General features: G+C 73.0%; 12 protein-coding genes. 4 read left to right on the top strand and 8 right to left on the bottom strand.

The genetic code is table 11. The features are described from left to right. The first annotated feature begins 31 nt into the window (after positions 1 to 31). Complete coding sequence (locus JOL79_RS18255; protein WP_210157038.1) at positions 32 to 2,056, top strand: hypothetical protein; 2,025 nt, start codon at positions 32 to 34, stop codon at positions 2,054 to 2,056. Between the two features lie 16 nt (positions 2,057 to 2,072). Here the strand turns inward: JOL79_RS18255 and JOL79_RS18250 are convergent, their stop codons facing one another. Then, positions 2,073 to 2,507, bottom strand: coding sequence for a GNAT family N-acetyltransferase (locus JOL79_RS18250; RefSeq protein ID WP_210157037.1), 435 nt, complete (start codon positions 2,505 to 2,507; stop codon positions 2,073 to 2,075). A gap of 237 nt (positions 2,508 to 2,744) precedes the next feature. Between JOL79_RS18250 and JOL79_RS18245 the strand changes: the two genes are divergently transcribed. Continuing rightward, positions 2,745 to 3,065, top strand: coding sequence for a hypothetical protein (locus tag JOL79_RS18245; RefSeq protein ID WP_210157036.1), 321 nt, complete (start codon positions 2,745 to 2,747; stop codon positions 3,063 to 3,065). Positions 3,066 to 3,209: 144 nt separating this feature from the next. Here the strand turns inward: JOL79_RS18245 and JOL79_RS18240 are convergent, their stop codons facing one another. Both JOL79_RS18240 and JOL79_RS18235 read right to left on the bottom strand, forming a co-directional pair. Next, positions 3,210 to 3,863 carry a response regulator gene (locus JOL79_RS18240; RefSeq protein WP_210157035.1) on the bottom strand — a complete coding sequence of 218 codons (654 nt, stop codon included), beginning with the start codon at positions 3,861 to 3,863 and terminating at the stop codon, positions 3,210 to 3,212. Continuing rightward, entirely contained in the window at positions 3,851 to 5,776 is a 1,926-nt protein-coding gene (locus JOL79_RS18235; RefSeq protein ID WP_210157034.1) for an ATP-binding protein, read from the bottom strand. The genes JOL79_RS18240 and JOL79_RS18235 overlap by 13 nt, the downstream gene beginning before the upstream one ends. Before the next feature lie 139 nt (positions 5,777 to 5,915). Here JOL79_RS18235 and JOL79_RS18230 point away from each other — a divergent pair, with 139 nt between their 5' ends. Next, entirely contained in the window at positions 5,916 to 6,497 is a 582-nt protein-coding gene (locus JOL79_RS18230) for a hypothetical protein (RefSeq protein WP_210157033.1), read from the top strand. 134 nt (positions 6,498 to 6,631) lie between these two features. Here the strand turns inward: JOL79_RS18230 and JOL79_RS18225 are convergent, their stop codons facing one another. The 4 genes from JOL79_RS18225 to JOL79_RS18210 all read right to left on the bottom strand — a co-directional run bounded on the left by JOL79_RS18225 (position 6,632) and on the right by JOL79_RS18210 (position 12,291). Further along, positions 6,632 to 7,777: an acyl-CoA dehydrogenase family protein gene (locus JOL79_RS18225; RefSeq protein WP_210157032.1), complete on the bottom strand. Its 1,146-nt coding sequence runs from the start codon at positions 7,775 to 7,777 to the stop codon at positions 6,632 to 6,634. Continuing rightward, complete coding sequence (locus tag JOL79_RS18220; RefSeq protein WP_210157031.1) at positions 7,778 to 8,686, bottom strand: hydroxymethylglutaryl-CoA lyase; 909 nt, start codon at positions 8,684 to 8,686, stop codon at positions 7,778 to 7,780. It lies immediately after the preceding gene. Continuing rightward, on the bottom strand, positions 8,683 to 10,641 hold the full coding sequence (locus JOL79_RS18215) for an acetyl/propionyl/methylcrotonyl-CoA carboxylase subunit alpha (protein WP_210157030.1): 1,959 nt from the start codon (positions 10,639 to 10,641) through the stop codon (positions 8,683 to 8,685). Before JOL79_RS18215 ends, JOL79_RS18220 begins: the two co-directional genes overlap by 4 nt. 75 nt (positions 10,642 to 10,716) lie before the next feature. Then, entirely contained in the window at positions 10,717 to 12,291 is a 1,575-nt protein-coding gene (locus JOL79_RS18210) for a carboxyl transferase domain-containing protein (protein WP_210157029.1), read from the bottom strand. A 47-nt stretch (positions 12,292 to 12,338) separates the two neighbouring features. Between JOL79_RS18210 and JOL79_RS18205 the strand changes: the two genes are divergently transcribed. Continuing rightward, entirely contained in the window at positions 12,339 to 12,914 is a 576-nt protein-coding gene (locus tag JOL79_RS18205) for a TetR/AcrR family transcriptional regulator (protein WP_210157028.1), read from the top strand. 76 nt (positions 12,915 to 12,990) lie between these two features. On the opposite strand, the gene JOL79_RS18200 is transcribed toward JOL79_RS18205, so the two are convergent. Next, positions 12,991 to 15,204: a thiamine pyrophosphate-dependent enzyme gene (locus tag JOL79_RS18200; RefSeq protein WP_210157027.1), complete on the bottom strand. Its 2,214-nt coding sequence runs from the start codon at positions 15,202 to 15,204 to the stop codon at positions 12,991 to 12,993. Positions 15,205 to 15,249: the final 45 nt, after the last annotated feature.

The following is a 15,249-nucleotide window of genomic DNA, read 5'->3' as shown; positions in this document are numbered from 1 at the left end:
GCGTCACTCTGGAGAGGGTGCGGTCATACCAATGGACGCCGATTCGAAGCTCTGCCTGAGCGACCTGGTGCCTGCCCTGCGCTGGAGCCGTCCTCAGCAGGTGGCCGAGACGCTGGCCGACCCCCGCCTGCCCGGAGGATGGTGGGCGTCGGTCACCATCCGGCGGGCCGCGGACGCGACCGGGGTCGACTGGCTGTGTGAGCGGCTGGCGCGGCTCGCGATGGGCCGCTGGGATCACCTGCCCCTCACCGACCTCCTGCCCGCCCTCCAGGTGCACGCCCTCGACCCTGCCCTGCCGGGGTGGCCCGAACCGGCCCGCACTCTCGTCAACCACCTGGGCGGCTGGTACCGGCTGCGCCGGCTGACCCCGCTCGACCTGCAGTCGCCCACCGCGCCCGCCGCCCCCGAACTGCTGCTGACCACGATCTTCCGAGAGATCTTCGACACCCTCGGCCTCGGCCGGCAGACGGCGCCCGGCGCGTCCCCGGCCGCCGTCACACAGGCCTCCGGACAGGCCGCGGCGGCCACTCAGGCTCCTCCGGCGGCGCCGGGCGGTCCCGCCGTTAACGGCCGGCGGCAGGCGGCCGCGGCGGGCGCGCCTCCGGCCGCGCCGCAGGCGCCCCTCCCCTCACCCGCGCCGGCCGCGTCGCAGGCCACCCCGGTGCCGCCCCAGGCCCCCGCGCCTCCGCGAGTCCCCGGGCAAGCCCCAGTCTCCGTGCCTCCTCAGGCCCCTGCGCCTCCGCATGCCCCTGTGCCTCCGCAGACCACGGTGTCTCCGCAGACGACGCACCCGCAGGCGACGGCGCCCGGGCAGGTCCCGATGCCCCCTCAGGCGCCGGGCTCGCCGCAGGCCGCGCCCGCGGCGGCCCAGCAGCCGCCCGCAGCCGTGCCCTCTGCTGGGCCCTCGGCTGGGCCCTCGGCTGGGCCCACGACCGGGTCCACGCCGGCCGTCTCCGCGCCGCCTCCGGCCCCCAACCCCGCCGAGCATCCGATGGTCTCGGTCGTGGAGGGGCTGTTCCGCGGCTGGGATCCGCTCGCCCGGGCCGTCGCGGCCGAACGGCTGTTCGCCGCCGAGCCGCTGAGCCTCCGCACGCTCGCCCACCGCCTGAACGTCGACCGCGACGCCCTCTCGCAGGCCCAGCGGGCCGCCGAGGAGCGCGTCCTGCTCTGGCTGCGCTCGGCCGACTCCGCCCCGCTCACCGGACACCTGTTCGGCCTCACCGAGTGGCTCGGCGCGGCGGCCACCCAGGAGCAGCTCATCGCGGCCGACCCGTCCCACCCGATCGAGGTGCCCGCGCTCGGCACGCCGCTGTGGCGCGTGCTCGTCACGCTCATGCCCGACCGCCGCCTGCAGGACGGCTGGCTCGTGGTGGGCGACCTCGCGGGCCTGCGCGAGAAGACACGGCAGCTCCTGGCGGGCAGGCCGGCCGACGCGGACGTGATCGAGTTGCTCGGGCAGCTCGGCATCCGGGCGCACTCCGCCACGGCGTGGCTGGACTCGATGCGCGAGAGCGAGCCCGCCGCCCCCGGCCCGCTGCCGCACCGCGAGGGACCGGGCGTTCCGCCGCCGCCCGCCGTGCCGCCCGCCCTGCTGCCGCGCCGCACGCCCGGGGCGAACGGGCACAACCAGCACCGCGGTGGCGTCCCGATACCGTCGCAGGCCAACAACGGACCCGACGCGGCCACCGCGCTCGCCGCGCTCAACGCGCTGGCGGGAAACGTGCCCCGGCCGCATCTGGTGCCGAACCCCCGGCCGTCCTCGAGCCCCGCGTCCGACCCGCGCCGCTGGCAGCGGATCGACGTCACCAGCGGCCACCTGCGGGGCGAGCCGGTCGCGGTGCCCGAGGGGTACGCCGCCCAGCTCGGCATGCGCCCCGGCACCCTGCTGTCGGTGACGGGTCCGGGCGACAACGCCGTCGTCCTGGTCTGGCGCGACCGGCAGCCCGTCTTCGACTCGCTGCAGCCGGTGCTGATGCGGCTCAACGCGCGGCCCGGCGACTCGGTCTACGTCACCGTGGACGGCTACCGCCTGGACGCGCAGCTCACGTCCGCCTGACCCCCGGGCGGCGGGCCTATCTGAGCAGTTTCCGGTAGTAGGTCGCGGAGACCTCGTAGCCCAGCGCGCCGTAGAACTCGGCGGCGCGGCGCGTGGCGAGGGCCACGTATCCCGCGCCGCGCGACCGCGCCCACGTCTCGAAGTCCTCGAGCAGCCGCCGGCCGATGCCGTGCCTGCGGTAGGCGCGCTCGATCATCGCCTCCTCGACCCAGGCCACCGGGCCGTTGGCGAAGAGCGTGAGATGGGCGTACCCCAGCAGGTAGCCCCGGATGGTCCCGCCGACGGTCGCCACCGCGAGATACGCGTCCTCGTCCTCCAGCAGCCGCGGCAGGGCGGCGTCGAAGGGCGCCCGCTCGGGGCGGAACGTCACCGCGAACTCACGGGCGAGAGCGAAGATCTCCTCGCCGTCCGACTGCTCGGCTCCGCGGATCAGGAGATCATCAGACGTCATGAAATGGACTCTAGGATTTCGGCCGTATATCCGTCCAATTGAGAACTCCAGCCCGGAGGCCCCCCACTCGGGCATGGAGCACCCGGACGGTAAAGAAACAGACGATCATCTGCTCAGATGTGTCAACGGACCGTAAACGAGGAATCACCGTCCGTGAAAAGCGCATGCCGGCATCGAGAGTCGGCACAGGTCCCGGCACTTGAGCGGGGCCGACGACGCGCATCGAAGGGAGACATGGTGAAGCTCTCGAAAGGGATCGCCCCCGTCCTGATCGCCTGCGCGGCCGCGGGCTGGATGGCCATCGGCGCCGCACCCGCGCAGGCGGCGCCCGCCTCCGGCACCACGGCCGTCCACCACCCCGACCACGTCTATCAGCCGGCGTTCACGGGTCCGGACGGCTACGTGCCCGCGTGGTGGGCGCCACGCCACAGGTACGTCCACCGGTTCGTACCGGTCCAGCGGTACCCGTCCTACCGGCACGTCCGGTGGATCCACGGCCGTTACTACTACCGCACCCCGACGGGCTGGCACTGCCTGCACAACTGGCACCGGCGCTGACGTCCTCGCCGCACCGGCACCGGAGGCCTTCCCCATCGCCGATGGGGGAGGCCTCCTCCCGTCCAGGCAACTCACCCGCGGCTCTCTTGCACTCGCTGTGCCCGTGTGTGCGACTGCCTCGCCGCCGCATCCGAGGGAATCCACCTACCCTGCGTCGCCGTCGTTTCGCCGGAGGTAGGTCAGGACGGCGAGCACCCGGCGGTTGCCGTCGCTGGACTCGGCCAGGTCGAGCTTGAGCAGGAGATGCCTGACGTGGCCCTCGACGGTGCGTTCACTGACGACCAGGCGTCGGGCGATCGCGGGATTGTTGAGGCCCTCGGCCATCAACGCGAGGACGTCACGTTCACGCTCGGAGAGCGCGGCGAGGGGGTCGTCACGGCGGACCGCCATCAGGGCTCCGACCACCTGGGGGTCGAGCGCGGAGCCGCCGCCGGCGACCCGTTGGGCCGCGGCGAGGAAGTCTTCCACGTTGAGGACGCGGTCCTTGAGGAGGTATCCGAACCCGGGCCGACTGACCAGGGTGATGGCGTGCTTGGTGTCGATGTGTTGCGACAGCACGAGCACGCCCAGGTTCGGGTAGGTGTCCTTGATGATACGAGCGGCCCGCGTGCCTTCATCGGTGAAGGTCGGCGGCATGCGGATGTCGACGAGGGCCAGGTCGGGCCGGTGCTGATCGACCGACGATCGCAGCGCCTCGGCGTCTCCGACGGCGGCGACGATGTCGTGGCCGCGGTCGGTGAATAGCCGGACCAGTCCTTCGCGCAGTAGCACTTGGTCCTCGGCGATCACGATCCGCATGGCAGCTCCGCGGTGAGGGTGGTGCCCGCGCCGGGCCGGCTTTCGACGTGGAGACGACCGCCCTGGGCCGAGACCCGATCGGAGAGTCCACGCAGACCGGTTCCGCGGGCTGGTTGGGCGCCGCCGATACCGTTGTCGCGGACAATCAGGACGAGCCGGTCATCGAGGATCCGGGTTTGTATCTCGATGTAGGTCGCGCCCGAGTGCTTCACCGCGTTGGTCAACGCTTCGCAGGCGACGAAGTACGCGGTGGACTCGATGTCGGTTGGGAAGCGGTCGGGTCCAATGTGGACGGTGACGGGCAGCGGGGTCCGGCTGGCCAGCTCGCGAAGGGCTACGTCGAGCCCGTCGTCGAGGTAGGCCGGACGTACGCCCTGCGCCAGCACCCGAAGCTCGGCGATGGCGACCGTCAGCTCCTCGACGGCGCCGTCGATGGCCCGGGCCGCCGCCGAGTCGCTGAGCGCGAACTGGGTGTGGCGTAGCGCCAGGCCGACGCTGACCAGCCGCTGCTGGGCCCCGTCGTGCAGGTCCCGTTCCAGGCGCCGGCGCTCCTCGTAGGCGGCGGCGACGATGCGGGCCCTGGACGCTTCGACCTCCAGGAGCCGGCGGTGGAGCTCGGCCCGCAACCGTCCGATCTCGACCGCCAGGCCGGCCCGTTCGACGACCTCCACCAGCAGCTGGACCGTGTCCGGCGTGGTGTCGATGTAGGTGAGGACGGCCAGGGGGGTGCCGGCTCGCTCGACGATCCGGGTGACGCGCCCGTCGTCGGTCTGCTGGACCGGTACGGGTTCGTTCGGCAGGACGTACCGGAGCTGAAGGTCCGGCCGCTCGGTGACCGCCCGGAGCAGTGCTTCGAGCGCCTCCGGGTCGGCCTGGCCGGCCCGGAGGTCGGCGAGAAAGGCGTCGACGCGGGCGAACGCCTCGTACCGGGCCGGCCGGAACCGCCGGTCCACGGCGCGCTGGATCCGCGACCGGAGCGGCCGGAATGCGGTAGCCGCGGCGAGGGTCGCCCCGGCCGTCACCCACGGCGACCCGCGTTGGCCGATCAGCGCCCCGAGGACGAAGGCCGTGCCGAGGTAGGTGGCGGCGAGTAACACGGTGAGCAGACCGTAGACCAGCGTCCGGTTGATGATGATGTCGATGTCGTAGAGCCGGTAGCGCAGGATCGCGACGCAGATCGCAGCCGGCAGGCCGGTGACGACCACCGCGATCGCGATCTGGACCAGAACGCTGTCGTTGTAGAAGAAGATGGCGAGCGGACCGGCGACCGCCAGCAGGGCGACCACGTAGGCCACCCACTTCAGTTGCTGCCGCTCGATCCCGCGCGACCGGACGAACCGGACGACTAGTACGACGATTGCCATCACGAGCGATGCCGAGAACAGCACCTGACCGACGAGGTACACCGGCTCCAGACCGTCAAGCGCGTACGGGTTGCGTCCGGAGCGAAAGACCGGGTCGGAGGCGTGCCCGAATGCCGCTCCGAACGCCAGGAGCCCGGTCGACACGGCCCCCGCCCACACGAGCACCCGCCGACCTGGGCTGAGCCCCCGGCCGGTCGGGAACAGGGTGAGCACGAGCGCGGTCGCCCCGATGCCGAGCATGTTGGCCCAGTTGCCGACCCACTCGATCGAGTCGACCGCCGGCCATCCAGGGTGGTAGCCGTATCCTTCGGCGAACTCGACCCAGGCCGCCTCGACGCCCATGGCGACCAGCAGCCAGCCGAGCGGGTTCCTCCACTGGTACGAGGCGATCAGCGCACCGGCCAGGGTGAGGGCTACCCCGTTGACCGGGTAGAGGATGGTGTCGTACAGCGGCTCCCGCCCGAGCGACAACGGCACCGAGGCGACGGCGCCAAGGACGGCGAGCACCAGCAGTGCCGCTGGCAGCGCGCGCATCCCGAACCGAGCCACCCCGCGATGGTCGCAGCGTGAAAGCGTCGGTCACAAGCGTGCTGGCACCTGTTGAGCGACAGGTGCCGGCACGGCTGCCCGGGACCTCCCCTGTGCGTCACGGTGTTCACAGTCCGTTGACCGCTGTGAGGAGCTCTGTATGGACAAGTCCCGGGTGAGCGCCGTCGCCGCCCTTCTGATCACCGGGTTCGCCATCGTGTACGTCGTCGGCTCGGCCATCGCCGGCTGGGAGCCGTCGTCGGGCTGGCTGATCCGGGCGATCATCCACATCGGAGAGCTTTTGGCCGTTGCCGCCCTCGCGTTCTCGGACGCTGGTGGGCGCAGCCGGGTAGCCCGCACGGGCCTAGCCGCCGCGATCGGGGGCCAGCTCATCATCGCCGCGGCCGAAGTGATCTGGCCGAGCAACCCGGACCTCGGCGACGCGCTGTTCAGCGTCTCCCCGATCCTGACCGGGGCAGGCCTCATAACCGCCGGCGTGGCCGTCATCCGCGCGGGAGTCTGGGCCGGGTCGTCCCGGTTCCTGCCGCTCACGCTCGGCCTTTACACCATCCTCGTGCTGATCCCAGTGATGATCGGCTCTGGCGGCCCGCCGGCGCCGCTGGCGCTCTGGACCATCGGGGGCTGGGACCTGCTGTGGCTCGTGCTCAGCGCAGGTGTCCTCGGCCGTACCCGGACCGCCCTCCCGAGCGACCCGGCAACGGCGAAGGTCACCATCCGCTAGCTTCGGCTCCGGGACCTACGGTGGGTATCGGCCCGCGTCAGTGATAGTGGCTGACGCGGGCCTGCCAGATCTTCCCTGACGCCGGGCCGAGGTCTTTGGCCTCGGGCCCACGTGTATTCCTCGATAACACCAGGTTAAGCGCCCATGCCGAGCTCTCGGGCGATCAGCATGCGCTGCACCTCACTGGTGCCCTCGCCGATCTCCAGGATCTTGGCGTCCCGGTAGAAGCGGCCCACGGGAAACTCGTTCATGAAGCCGTACCCGCCGAAGATCTGCGTCGCGTCGCGGGCGTTGTCCATCGCCGCGTTCGAGGAGACGAGCTTGGCGATCGCGGCCTCCTTCTTGAACGGCAGGCCGGCGAGCATCCGCTCGGCCGCGTGGTAGTAGGCGAGCCTGGCCGTGTGGACCCGCGCCTCCATATCCGCGATCTTGAACTGGATGGCCTGGTAGCGGCCGATCTCCCGGCCGAAGGCCCGGCGCTCCCCGGCGTACCTGACGGACTCGTCCACGCAGCCCTGCGCGAGGCCGACCGACAGCGCGGCGATGGCGACCCGGCCCTCGTCGAGCGTCTGGAGGAACTGCGCGTAGCCCCGGCCGCGCTCACCGAGCAGGTTCGCCTCGGGCACCCGGCAGCCGTCGAACGACAGCTCGCGGGTGTCGGACGCCGACCAGCCGACCTTGGAGTATTTCTTCGAGACGGTGAAACCGGGCGTCCCGGACGGCACCAGGATCGTGGAGATCTCCGGCTTCTCGCCCCGGCGCCCGGTGATCGCGGCGACCGCGACGACGCCGGTGATGTCGGTGCCCGCGTTGGTGATGAACGCCTTGGTGCCGTCGACGACCCACTCCCCGCCGTCGAGCACGGCCGTCGTCCGCATGCCGCCGGGGACGTCGGAGCCCCCGCCCGGCTCGGTGAGGCCGAAGGCCCCCAGCACCTCGCCCGCGGCCATCCGCGGCAGCCACCGCTCCTTCTGTTCGGGGCTGCCGAACCGCAGGATCGGCATCTCCCCCAGCGAGACCGCGGCCTCCAGCGTGATGGCCACGGAGGAGTCGACCCTGGCCAGCTCCTCCAGCGCGAGGCAGAGCGCGAAGTAGTCGCCGCCCATCCCTCCGTACTCCTCGGGGACCGGCAGACCGAACAGGCCCATCGCGCCCATCTTCCGGATGATCTCGTACGGGAACGCGCAGCGCTCGTAGTAGTCACCTATGACGGGGGCCACCTCGGAGCGGGCGAACTCCTCGATCGTCTTGCGCAGTTCCGCGTGCTCGTCGGAAAGCATCTAGATCTCCTTCGCGAGGGCCTGGACGACGCGGGACGGGCTGGGGCGGCCGAGCAGGTCGGCCAGCCACAGGCTGGTGGCGGCCAGCGACCTGACGTCGACGCCCGTCTCGATCCCGAGACCGTCGAGCATCCACACCAGGTCCTCGGTCGCGAGGTTGCCCGTCGCGCTCTTCGCGTACGGGCAGCCGCCGATGCCGCCGGTCGAGGCGTCCACGACCGTTATGCCCCGGCGCAGGGCGGTGAGGGTGTTGGCGAGTGCCTGGCCGTAGGTGTCGTGGAAGTGGACGGCGAGCCGGTCGAGGCCGACGCCGCCCGCCTCGAAGGCGTCGAGCAGCGCCTCGACGTGGCCCGGCGTGCCGACGCCGATGGTGTCGCCGAGCGACAGCTCGGCGCACCCGAGGCCGAGCAGCCGCCGGCCCACCTCCACCACCCGCTCGGGCGCGACCGGCCCCTCCCACGGATCGGCGAAGCACATCGAGACGTACGCCCTGACCCGCAGGCCGTTGGCGAGCGCCCGCTCGACGACCGGGGCGAACATGTCGAACTGCGACTCGACCGTGCGGTTGAGGTTGCGCCGGGCGAACGACTCGGTCGCGCTGCCGAAGATCGCGATGTCCGTGACGCCTCCGGTGCCGAGCGCGCACTCCAGGGCTCGGTCGAGCCCCCGCTCGTTGGGCACGAGCACGGGATAACGCACGCCTGGCGCCGGGGACAGGCCCGCCAGCAGCTCGGCGGCGTCCGCTAGCTGGGGCACCCACTTGGGGTGGACGAAGCTGGTGGCCTCGATGACCGTCAGCCCGGCCTCGGCCAGGCGCCGGACGAACTCGGCCTTCACCTCGACGGGCAGGATGGCCGCCTCGTTCTGCAGGCCGTCGCGCGGCCCCACCTCGTAGATCGTCACCTTCACGGCGTCACCACCGCCAGCACGGCGTCCAGCTCGACCGCCTGGCCGGTCCTGGCCCGCAGCTCGGCGAGCACCCCGTCGAGGGGGGCGGTCAGCGTGTGCTCCATCTTCATCGCCTCCACGACGATCAGCGGCTGGCCCTTCGCCACCCGGTCGCCCCGCGCCGCCTTCACCACCAGCACCGTGCCCGGCATGGGGCTGCGGACGACGCCGTCGGCGGCGTGGCCGGCGCTCTCCGGGTCGCCGGGGTCACCCGGGTCGTGGCGGGTGACCGCCCAGGCCCGGCCGCCCTCCCCCAGCCACACGGTCTCGCGGTCCCTGGCGACGGCGTAGCGGCGGGTGAGGCCGCCGATGGTGACGGACACCTCGTCGCCGTCCATGACGAGCCGGGCCGGGCCGAGCCCGCGCCCGTCGACCTCCACTTCCTCGGCGTCCGCGGCCGTCCCCCGCACCCGGACCGGCACACCCAGGCGGTAGACCGTCCAGGCCCGCTCGCCGATCCGCCAGCCGTCCGCGACGTCCCACGGGTCGCCCGCGCCGCCGGCGCCACCACCAATGCCACCCGCCTCGGCGTGGAAGACCAGCGCGGCGGCGGCGAGCACGTCGTCGGGTGGGGAGTCGCCCGCGAGACCGGCGGCGAACCGCTCGACCAGCCCGGTGTCGAGCCGGCCCGCCGCCACGTCGGGGTCGGCGAGCAGCGCGCGCAGGAAGCCGGTGTTGGTCGTCACGCCGAGCACCGCGGTCGCCGCGAGCGCCCGGTCGAGACCGGCGAGCGCGGCGGCCCGGTCCGGCCCCCAGGCGGCGACCTTGGCCAGCATCGGGTCGAAGTCGCTGCCCACCACGAGTCCCTCCGCCAGCCCGGAGTCGACCCGGACGTCCAGCCCGGCCCTGGGCTCGCGCAGCGCCAGGACCCGTCCACCCGTGGGGAGGAAGCCGCGGGCCGGGTCCTCGGCGTAGACGCGGGCCTCGACGGCGTGGCCGGTCAGCCGCACCTCGTCCGGCCCGAACGGCAGGGCCTCCCCCGCGGCGACCCGCAGCTGCAGCTCGACCAGGTCGAGGCCGGTCACCATCTCGGTAACCGGGTGCTCCACCTGGAGCCGGGTGTTCATCTCCATGAAGTAGAACGCGAACGGCCCGCCCGTGCCGGGGACGATGAACTCGACGGTCCCCGCGCCGACGTAGCCCACCGACCGGGCCGCCTCCACCGCCGCCTCGCCCATCCGGCGCCGCTCCTCCGCGCCGAGCAGCGGCGAGGGCGCCTCCTCGACGATCTTCTGGTGGCGCCGCTGCAGGCTGCACTCGCGCTCGCCCAGGTGGACGACGGTGCCGTGGCCGTCGGCCAGGACCTGGATCTCGATGTGCCGCGGCCGGTCGATCAGCCGCTCCAGCAGCAGGGTGCCGTCCCCGAAGGCCGCCAGGGCCGTACGGCGGGCCGACTCGACGGCCGCGGGCAGGCCGTCGGCCGAGCGGACCGGGACCATGCCCTTGCCGCCCCCGCCCGCCGACGGCTTGATCAGCACGGGGAAGCCGACGCGGGCGGCCACCTCGGCGAGATCGTCGTGTGGCTCGGCCCCGCCGGGCACCACGGGCACCCCGGCCGCGGCGACCGTCTCCTTGGCCCGGATCTTGTCGCCCATCGCCTCGATGGCGGCGGGCGGCGGGCCGACGAACACCAGCCCCGCCTCCGCGCACCGGCGGGCGAACTCCGCGTTCTCCGCCAGGAACCCGTAGCCGGGGTGGACGGCCTGCGCCCCCGACCGCAGGGCGGCGTCGATCAGGCCGCCGGCGTCGAGGTAGCCGTGCGGGAGCCGTACGGCGATGTCGGCCTCGCGGACGTGCCGGGCGTCGCGGTCGGCGTCGGCGTGGACGGCGACCGCCCGGACGCCCATGGCGCGCAGCGTGCGGATGATCCGGACGGCGATCTCGCCCCGGTTCGCGATCAGTACGCTCGTGAACATCACGGGCCGACCCGGCGCGGAGCGGTCCGCCCGCGGAGCGGGCGAGGAGCCGGTGAACAGGTCATTGGCAGTGCCTCACATCCGGAATACGCCGTAGCCGACGGGTTCGAGGGGGCGGTTCGCCGCGGCCCCGAGTGCGAGGCCGAGGACGGTGCGGGTGTCGGCCGGATCGATCACCCCGTCGTCCCAGAGGCGGGCGGTCGAGTAGTACGGGTTTCCCTGGGTCTCGTACTGCGCCCGGATCTCCTCCGGATCCACGTCGCCGACCGTGGACAGCACCGTGGCGGCCTGCTCGCCGCCCATGACGGAGATGCGGGCGTTCGGCCACATCCACAGGAAGCGGGGCGAGTAGGCCCGGCCGGCCATGGCGTAGTTGCCGGCGCCGAACGACCCGCCGACGATCACGGTGAGCTTGGGCACCCGGGCGCAGGCCACCGCGGTCACCATCTTCGCGCCGTGCTTGGCGATGCCCCCCGCCTCGTACGCCTTGCCGACCATGAAGCCGCTGATGTTCTGCAGGAATACCAGGGGGATGCCGCGCCGGTCGCAGAGCTCGACGAAGTGGGCCCCCTTCAGGGCCGACTCCGCGAACAGGATGCCGTTGTTGGCGACGATCCCCACCGGGTGCCCGTGGACGCGGGCGAAGCCGGTCACGAGCGTCGTGCCGTACTCGGCCTTGAACTCCAGCAGCCGGCTGCCGTCCACGATCCGCGCGACGACCTCCCGGACGTCGTAGGGGGTGCGGGTGTCGGGCGGCACGATCCCGTACAGGTCCCGGGGGTCGAAGAGGGGCGGCTCCGGCGGCGCGACCTCCCAGGGCCGCGGCGGGCGGGGGGCCAGCGTCGCGACGATGTCCCGCACGATCTTCAGGGCGTGCGCGTCGTCCTCGGCGAGGTGGTCGGTGACGCCGCTGACCCGCGCGTGCACCTCGCCGCCGCCCAGTTCCTCGGCGGTGACGGTCTCCCCGGTCGCGGCCTTCACCAGCGGCGGCCCGCCCAGGAAGATCGTGCCCTGGTTCCGCACGATCACCGCCTCGTCGCTCATCGCCGGGACGTACGCCCCTCCGGCCGTGCACGACCCGAGCACGGCGGCGATCTGCGGGATGCCGCGGGCCGACATGGTGGCCTGGTTGTAGAAGATCCGCCCGAAGTGCTCCCGGTCGGGGAAGACCTCGTCCTGCCGGGGCAGGAACGCGCCGCCCGAGTCGACCAGGTAGAGACACGGCAGGTGGTTGTCGAGCGCCACCTCCTGGGCGCGCAGGTGCTTCTTGACCGTGACCGGGTAGTAGGTGCCGCCCTTGACCGTCGCGTCGTTGGCCACGACCACGCACTCCCGGCCCGAGACGCGGCCGACCCCGGTGATGATCCCGGCGGCCGGTGCGTCGCCGCCGTACATGCCGGTCGCGGCCAGGGGCGACAGCTCGAGGAACCGGGAGCCCGGATCGAGGAGCGTGTCGACCCGGTCGCGGGGCAGCAGCTTGCCGCGCGCGACGTGCCGCTCCCGCGACCGCTCGGGGCCGCCGCGCGCCGCGACCGCCAGGCGCTCGCGCAGCTCGGCCACCAGGCGCTCGTTCGCCTCGGCGTTCCGCTTGTACGGTTCCGCGCCCGGGTCGAGCCGGCTCTCCAGCACCGGCCACGTGCTCTGTCTCATATCCTGGATGTTAATCACCGCTAACTCGGCTCGTCTAGCATGGTGTCGTGACCACGACACCTACCCGCAACCGGCGGGCCGAGATCCTCGACGCGGCGGCCGGTCTGTTCGCCGCGCGCGGCTTCCACGGGGTGTCCATCGAGGACATCGGGTCCGCCGTCGGGGTGTCCGGGCCCGCGCTCTACCGGCACTTCAGCGGCAAGGAGGCGCTGCTGGCCGAGATGCTGCTCGACATCAGCGGGCGGCTGCGCGACCAGGGCGCCCGCCTGGCCACGACCGCCGACCCGGGCACCGCGGAGGCCATCCTCGACGCGCTGATCAGGGGACATGTCGAGTTCGCGCTCGCCCATCCGTCGCTCATCCGGGTGCACGAGCGGGAGCTCGACAACGTGCCCGAGACGGCCCGCCGGGCGATCAGGCGGCTCCAGCGGCTCTATGTCGAAGAGTGGGTCACCGTGCTGACCGAACTCCGTCCCGCGTGCCCGCCGGCACGACTGCGCGCGGCCACCCACGCCGTCTTCGGGCTGCTGAACTCCACCCCGCGCAGCGCCGGCGAGCTACCGCCCGACGCGATGGCAGCGATCCTGCACGGCATGGCACGGGCGGCTCTCGCCGCGTTGTGAACGATCGCTAACTTCCGTCGGAACCCCACGCCGCGCGGACGCCGGCGCGCCGGGGAGGGATCAGGCGGCCGACGGATCAGGCGAGCATCGCGCGGGCGGCCCGCTCGATGTCGGCCTCCGACAGCAGCACGGTGTCGGCGGCCGGCCCGAGCGGGATGAAGCTGTCCCGCGAGGTGACCCGCGCGATGGGGCCGGTGAACCCGTTGTCGATCAGGGCCGCCATCACGCTCTCCGACACCCCGCCCCCGCGCCGGGTCTCGTCGGCGACGAGCACCCGCCCGGTGAGCTCCGCCGCGCGCATCAGGTCGTCGACCGGCAGGGGCGACAGCCACCGCAGGTCGAGCACCCGGCAGCCCACCTCCTCGGCGGTGAGGCGGACCGCCGCCCGCAGGCTCATCCGCAGGCCGTTGCCGAAGGTCACGATCGTGAGGTCGCGCCCCTCGCCGTACGACCGGGCCCGCCCGATCGGCACGTGCGTCTCCCCCCAGCGGGCCGGCGGCGCGTACGGCGCGAGCCACCCGCCGTCGCCCTCGTCGAACAGGTCGCGGGTGTGGTAGAGGGCGATGGGTTCCAGGAACACGCAGACGCTGCCGTCGACCCGGGCGGCGGACAGGCAGGTGCGGAGCATCGCGGCGGCGTCGTCGGGGCGGGCGGGCGAGGCGAGCACGACGCCGGGGATGTCCTTCAGCGCGGCGATCGAGTTGTCGTTGTGGAAATGCCCGCCGAAGCCCTTCTGGTAGGCGTACGACGCGACTCGCAGGACCAGCGGATTGCTGAACACGCCCTGGGAGAAGAACCCCAGCGTCGACGCCTCGCCCCGGATCTGGTCGAGGGCGTTGTGGAGATAGGCGAGATACTGCACCTCGGGCACCGGGACCATCCCGGAGACCCCCGCGCCCAGCGCCAGCCCCAGCACCGCCTGCTCGTCCAGCAGCGTGTCGAAGACGCGCTCGGCGCCGAACCTCCGGAGCAGCCCACGGGTGACGCCGTACACGCCGCCCTTGCGGGCCACGTCCTCGCCGAACACCACGACGCCGGGGTCGAGCGCCATCGCGTCGGCCAGGGTGCGGTTGACCGCCTGGGCCAGGGTGAGCTTGCCCTCCAGTTCGGGGAGCGTGCCGAAAGCCCGTTCCCGCACCTCCATCGGGGCGACGCGGGCCACGTCGGCCGCGACCCGGTCCGGGCGGCGTGGCGCGATCGGCGCCATGACCTCCTCGGCCGACGCGAGACGCGGCCGCCGGGCGCACTCCATCGCGAGCTTGAGCACGTGATCGCGCTCCGCCTCGTAGCGCGACAGCAGTTCCTCCGGCTGGGCGAGCCCCGCCTCGACCAGCAGCCGGGCGGTCCGGACGAGGGGGTCGCGGTCGAGGTCGGACGCGATCTCCCTGCGGGTGCGGTAGGCGATCTCCACGTCGGAGCCGGCGTGACCCATCAGCCGCACGGTGCGCAGGTGCAGGAAGGCGGGCGCCCGGGTGGTCCTGACGTGGTCGGCGGCCTTCCTGGCCACGTCGTACGCCTCGGCGAGGTCGCAGCCGTCCGCCTGGAAGTACGCCAGCAGCGGGTGGCGGGCCTGCTCGATCCAGTCGGGCGGCGTCCGGACGCTGATCCCGATGCCGTTGTCCTCGCACACGAAGAGGACCGGCACCGCCAGCCCGCGGAACCGGCCGAAGGCCGCGGTGTTCAGGCCGCTCAACGCCGTGGCGTGGTTCATCGAGGCGTCGCCGAAGCTGCACACGGCGACCGCGTCCCGCGGCCAGGGCGAGGGGACGCCGAGGACCCTGGCGCGTTCGACGGCGAAGCCCACGCCGACCGCCCGGGGCAGGTGGCTCGCGATCGTCGAGGTCTGCGGGATGACGGCGAGGTCGCGGTTGCCGAAGACCTTGTGCCGGCCGCCCGCGATCGGCTCCTCCGCCGCGGCGGCCAGGCCCAGCAGCACGTCGCGCAGGCCCTCCTCGGCCAGCCGGCCCGCCTGGGCCGACCGCGCCAGGTAGAACGCCCCTGACCGGTAGTGCAGCAGCGCCGGGTCGGTCACCCGGAGGGCCGCGGCGACCGCCGCGTTGCCCTCGTGGCCCGACGATCCGATCGTGTAGAAGCCCTCGTCCTGCGTACGCATGTGGCGGGCCGCGACATCGAGGAGGCGACTGCCGAGCTGGACCGCGAAGAGCTCCCGGCAGCGCGCGCCGGTGAGCGTCGTGCCCGGACGCACGGGCTGCCCCGGATCCGTCGGAGGTCCGGGCGTCAGCGCACCGACCACCTCGGCGAAATGCGTCTCCACAGCGTCCCGCACCACACGGCCGATTATGTCGCAGGATGCACGCTCCGTCCGGCGGAGCGT

The sequence above is a fragment of the Microbispora oryzae genome (assembly GCF_017896165.1).
In the GTDB taxonomy this organism is placed as follows: Bacteria; Actinomycetota; Actinomycetes; order Streptosporangiales; family Streptosporangiaceae; genus Microbispora; species Microbispora oryzae.
This window is presented reverse-complemented; position numbering and strand designations above follow the sequence as displayed.

What these genes read in the sequence shown, in the direction of transcription:
- JOL79_RS18255 (WP_210157038.1), top strand. Translation starts at nt 32, where the DNA reads ATGGACGCCGATTCGAAGCTCTGCCTGAGCGACCTGGTGCCTGCCCTG.
- JOL79_RS18250 (WP_210157037.1), bottom strand. Translation starts at nt 2,507, where the DNA reads ATGACGTCTGATGATCTCCTGATCCGCGGAGCCGAGCAGTCGGACGGC.
- JOL79_RS18240 (WP_210157035.1), bottom strand. Translation starts at nt 3,863, where the DNA reads ATGCGGATCGTGATCGCCGAGGACCAAGTGCTACTGCGCGAAGGACTG.
- JOL79_RS18230 (WP_210157033.1), top strand. Translation starts at nt 5,916, where the DNA reads ATGGACAAGTCCCGGGTGAGCGCCGTCGCCGCCCTTCTGATCACCGGG.
- JOL79_RS18225 (WP_210157032.1), bottom strand. Translation starts at nt 7,777, where the DNA reads ATGCTTTCCGACGAGCACGCGGAACTGCGCAAGACGATCGAGGAGTTC.
- JOL79_RS18215 (WP_210157030.1), bottom strand. Translation starts at nt 10,641, where the DNA reads ATGTTCACGAGCGTACTGATCGCGAACCGGGGCGAGATCGCCGTCCGG.
- JOL79_RS18210 (WP_210157029.1), bottom strand. Translation starts at nt 12,291, where the DNA reads ATGAGACAGAGCACGTGGCCGGTGCTGGAGAGCCGGCTCGACCCGGGC.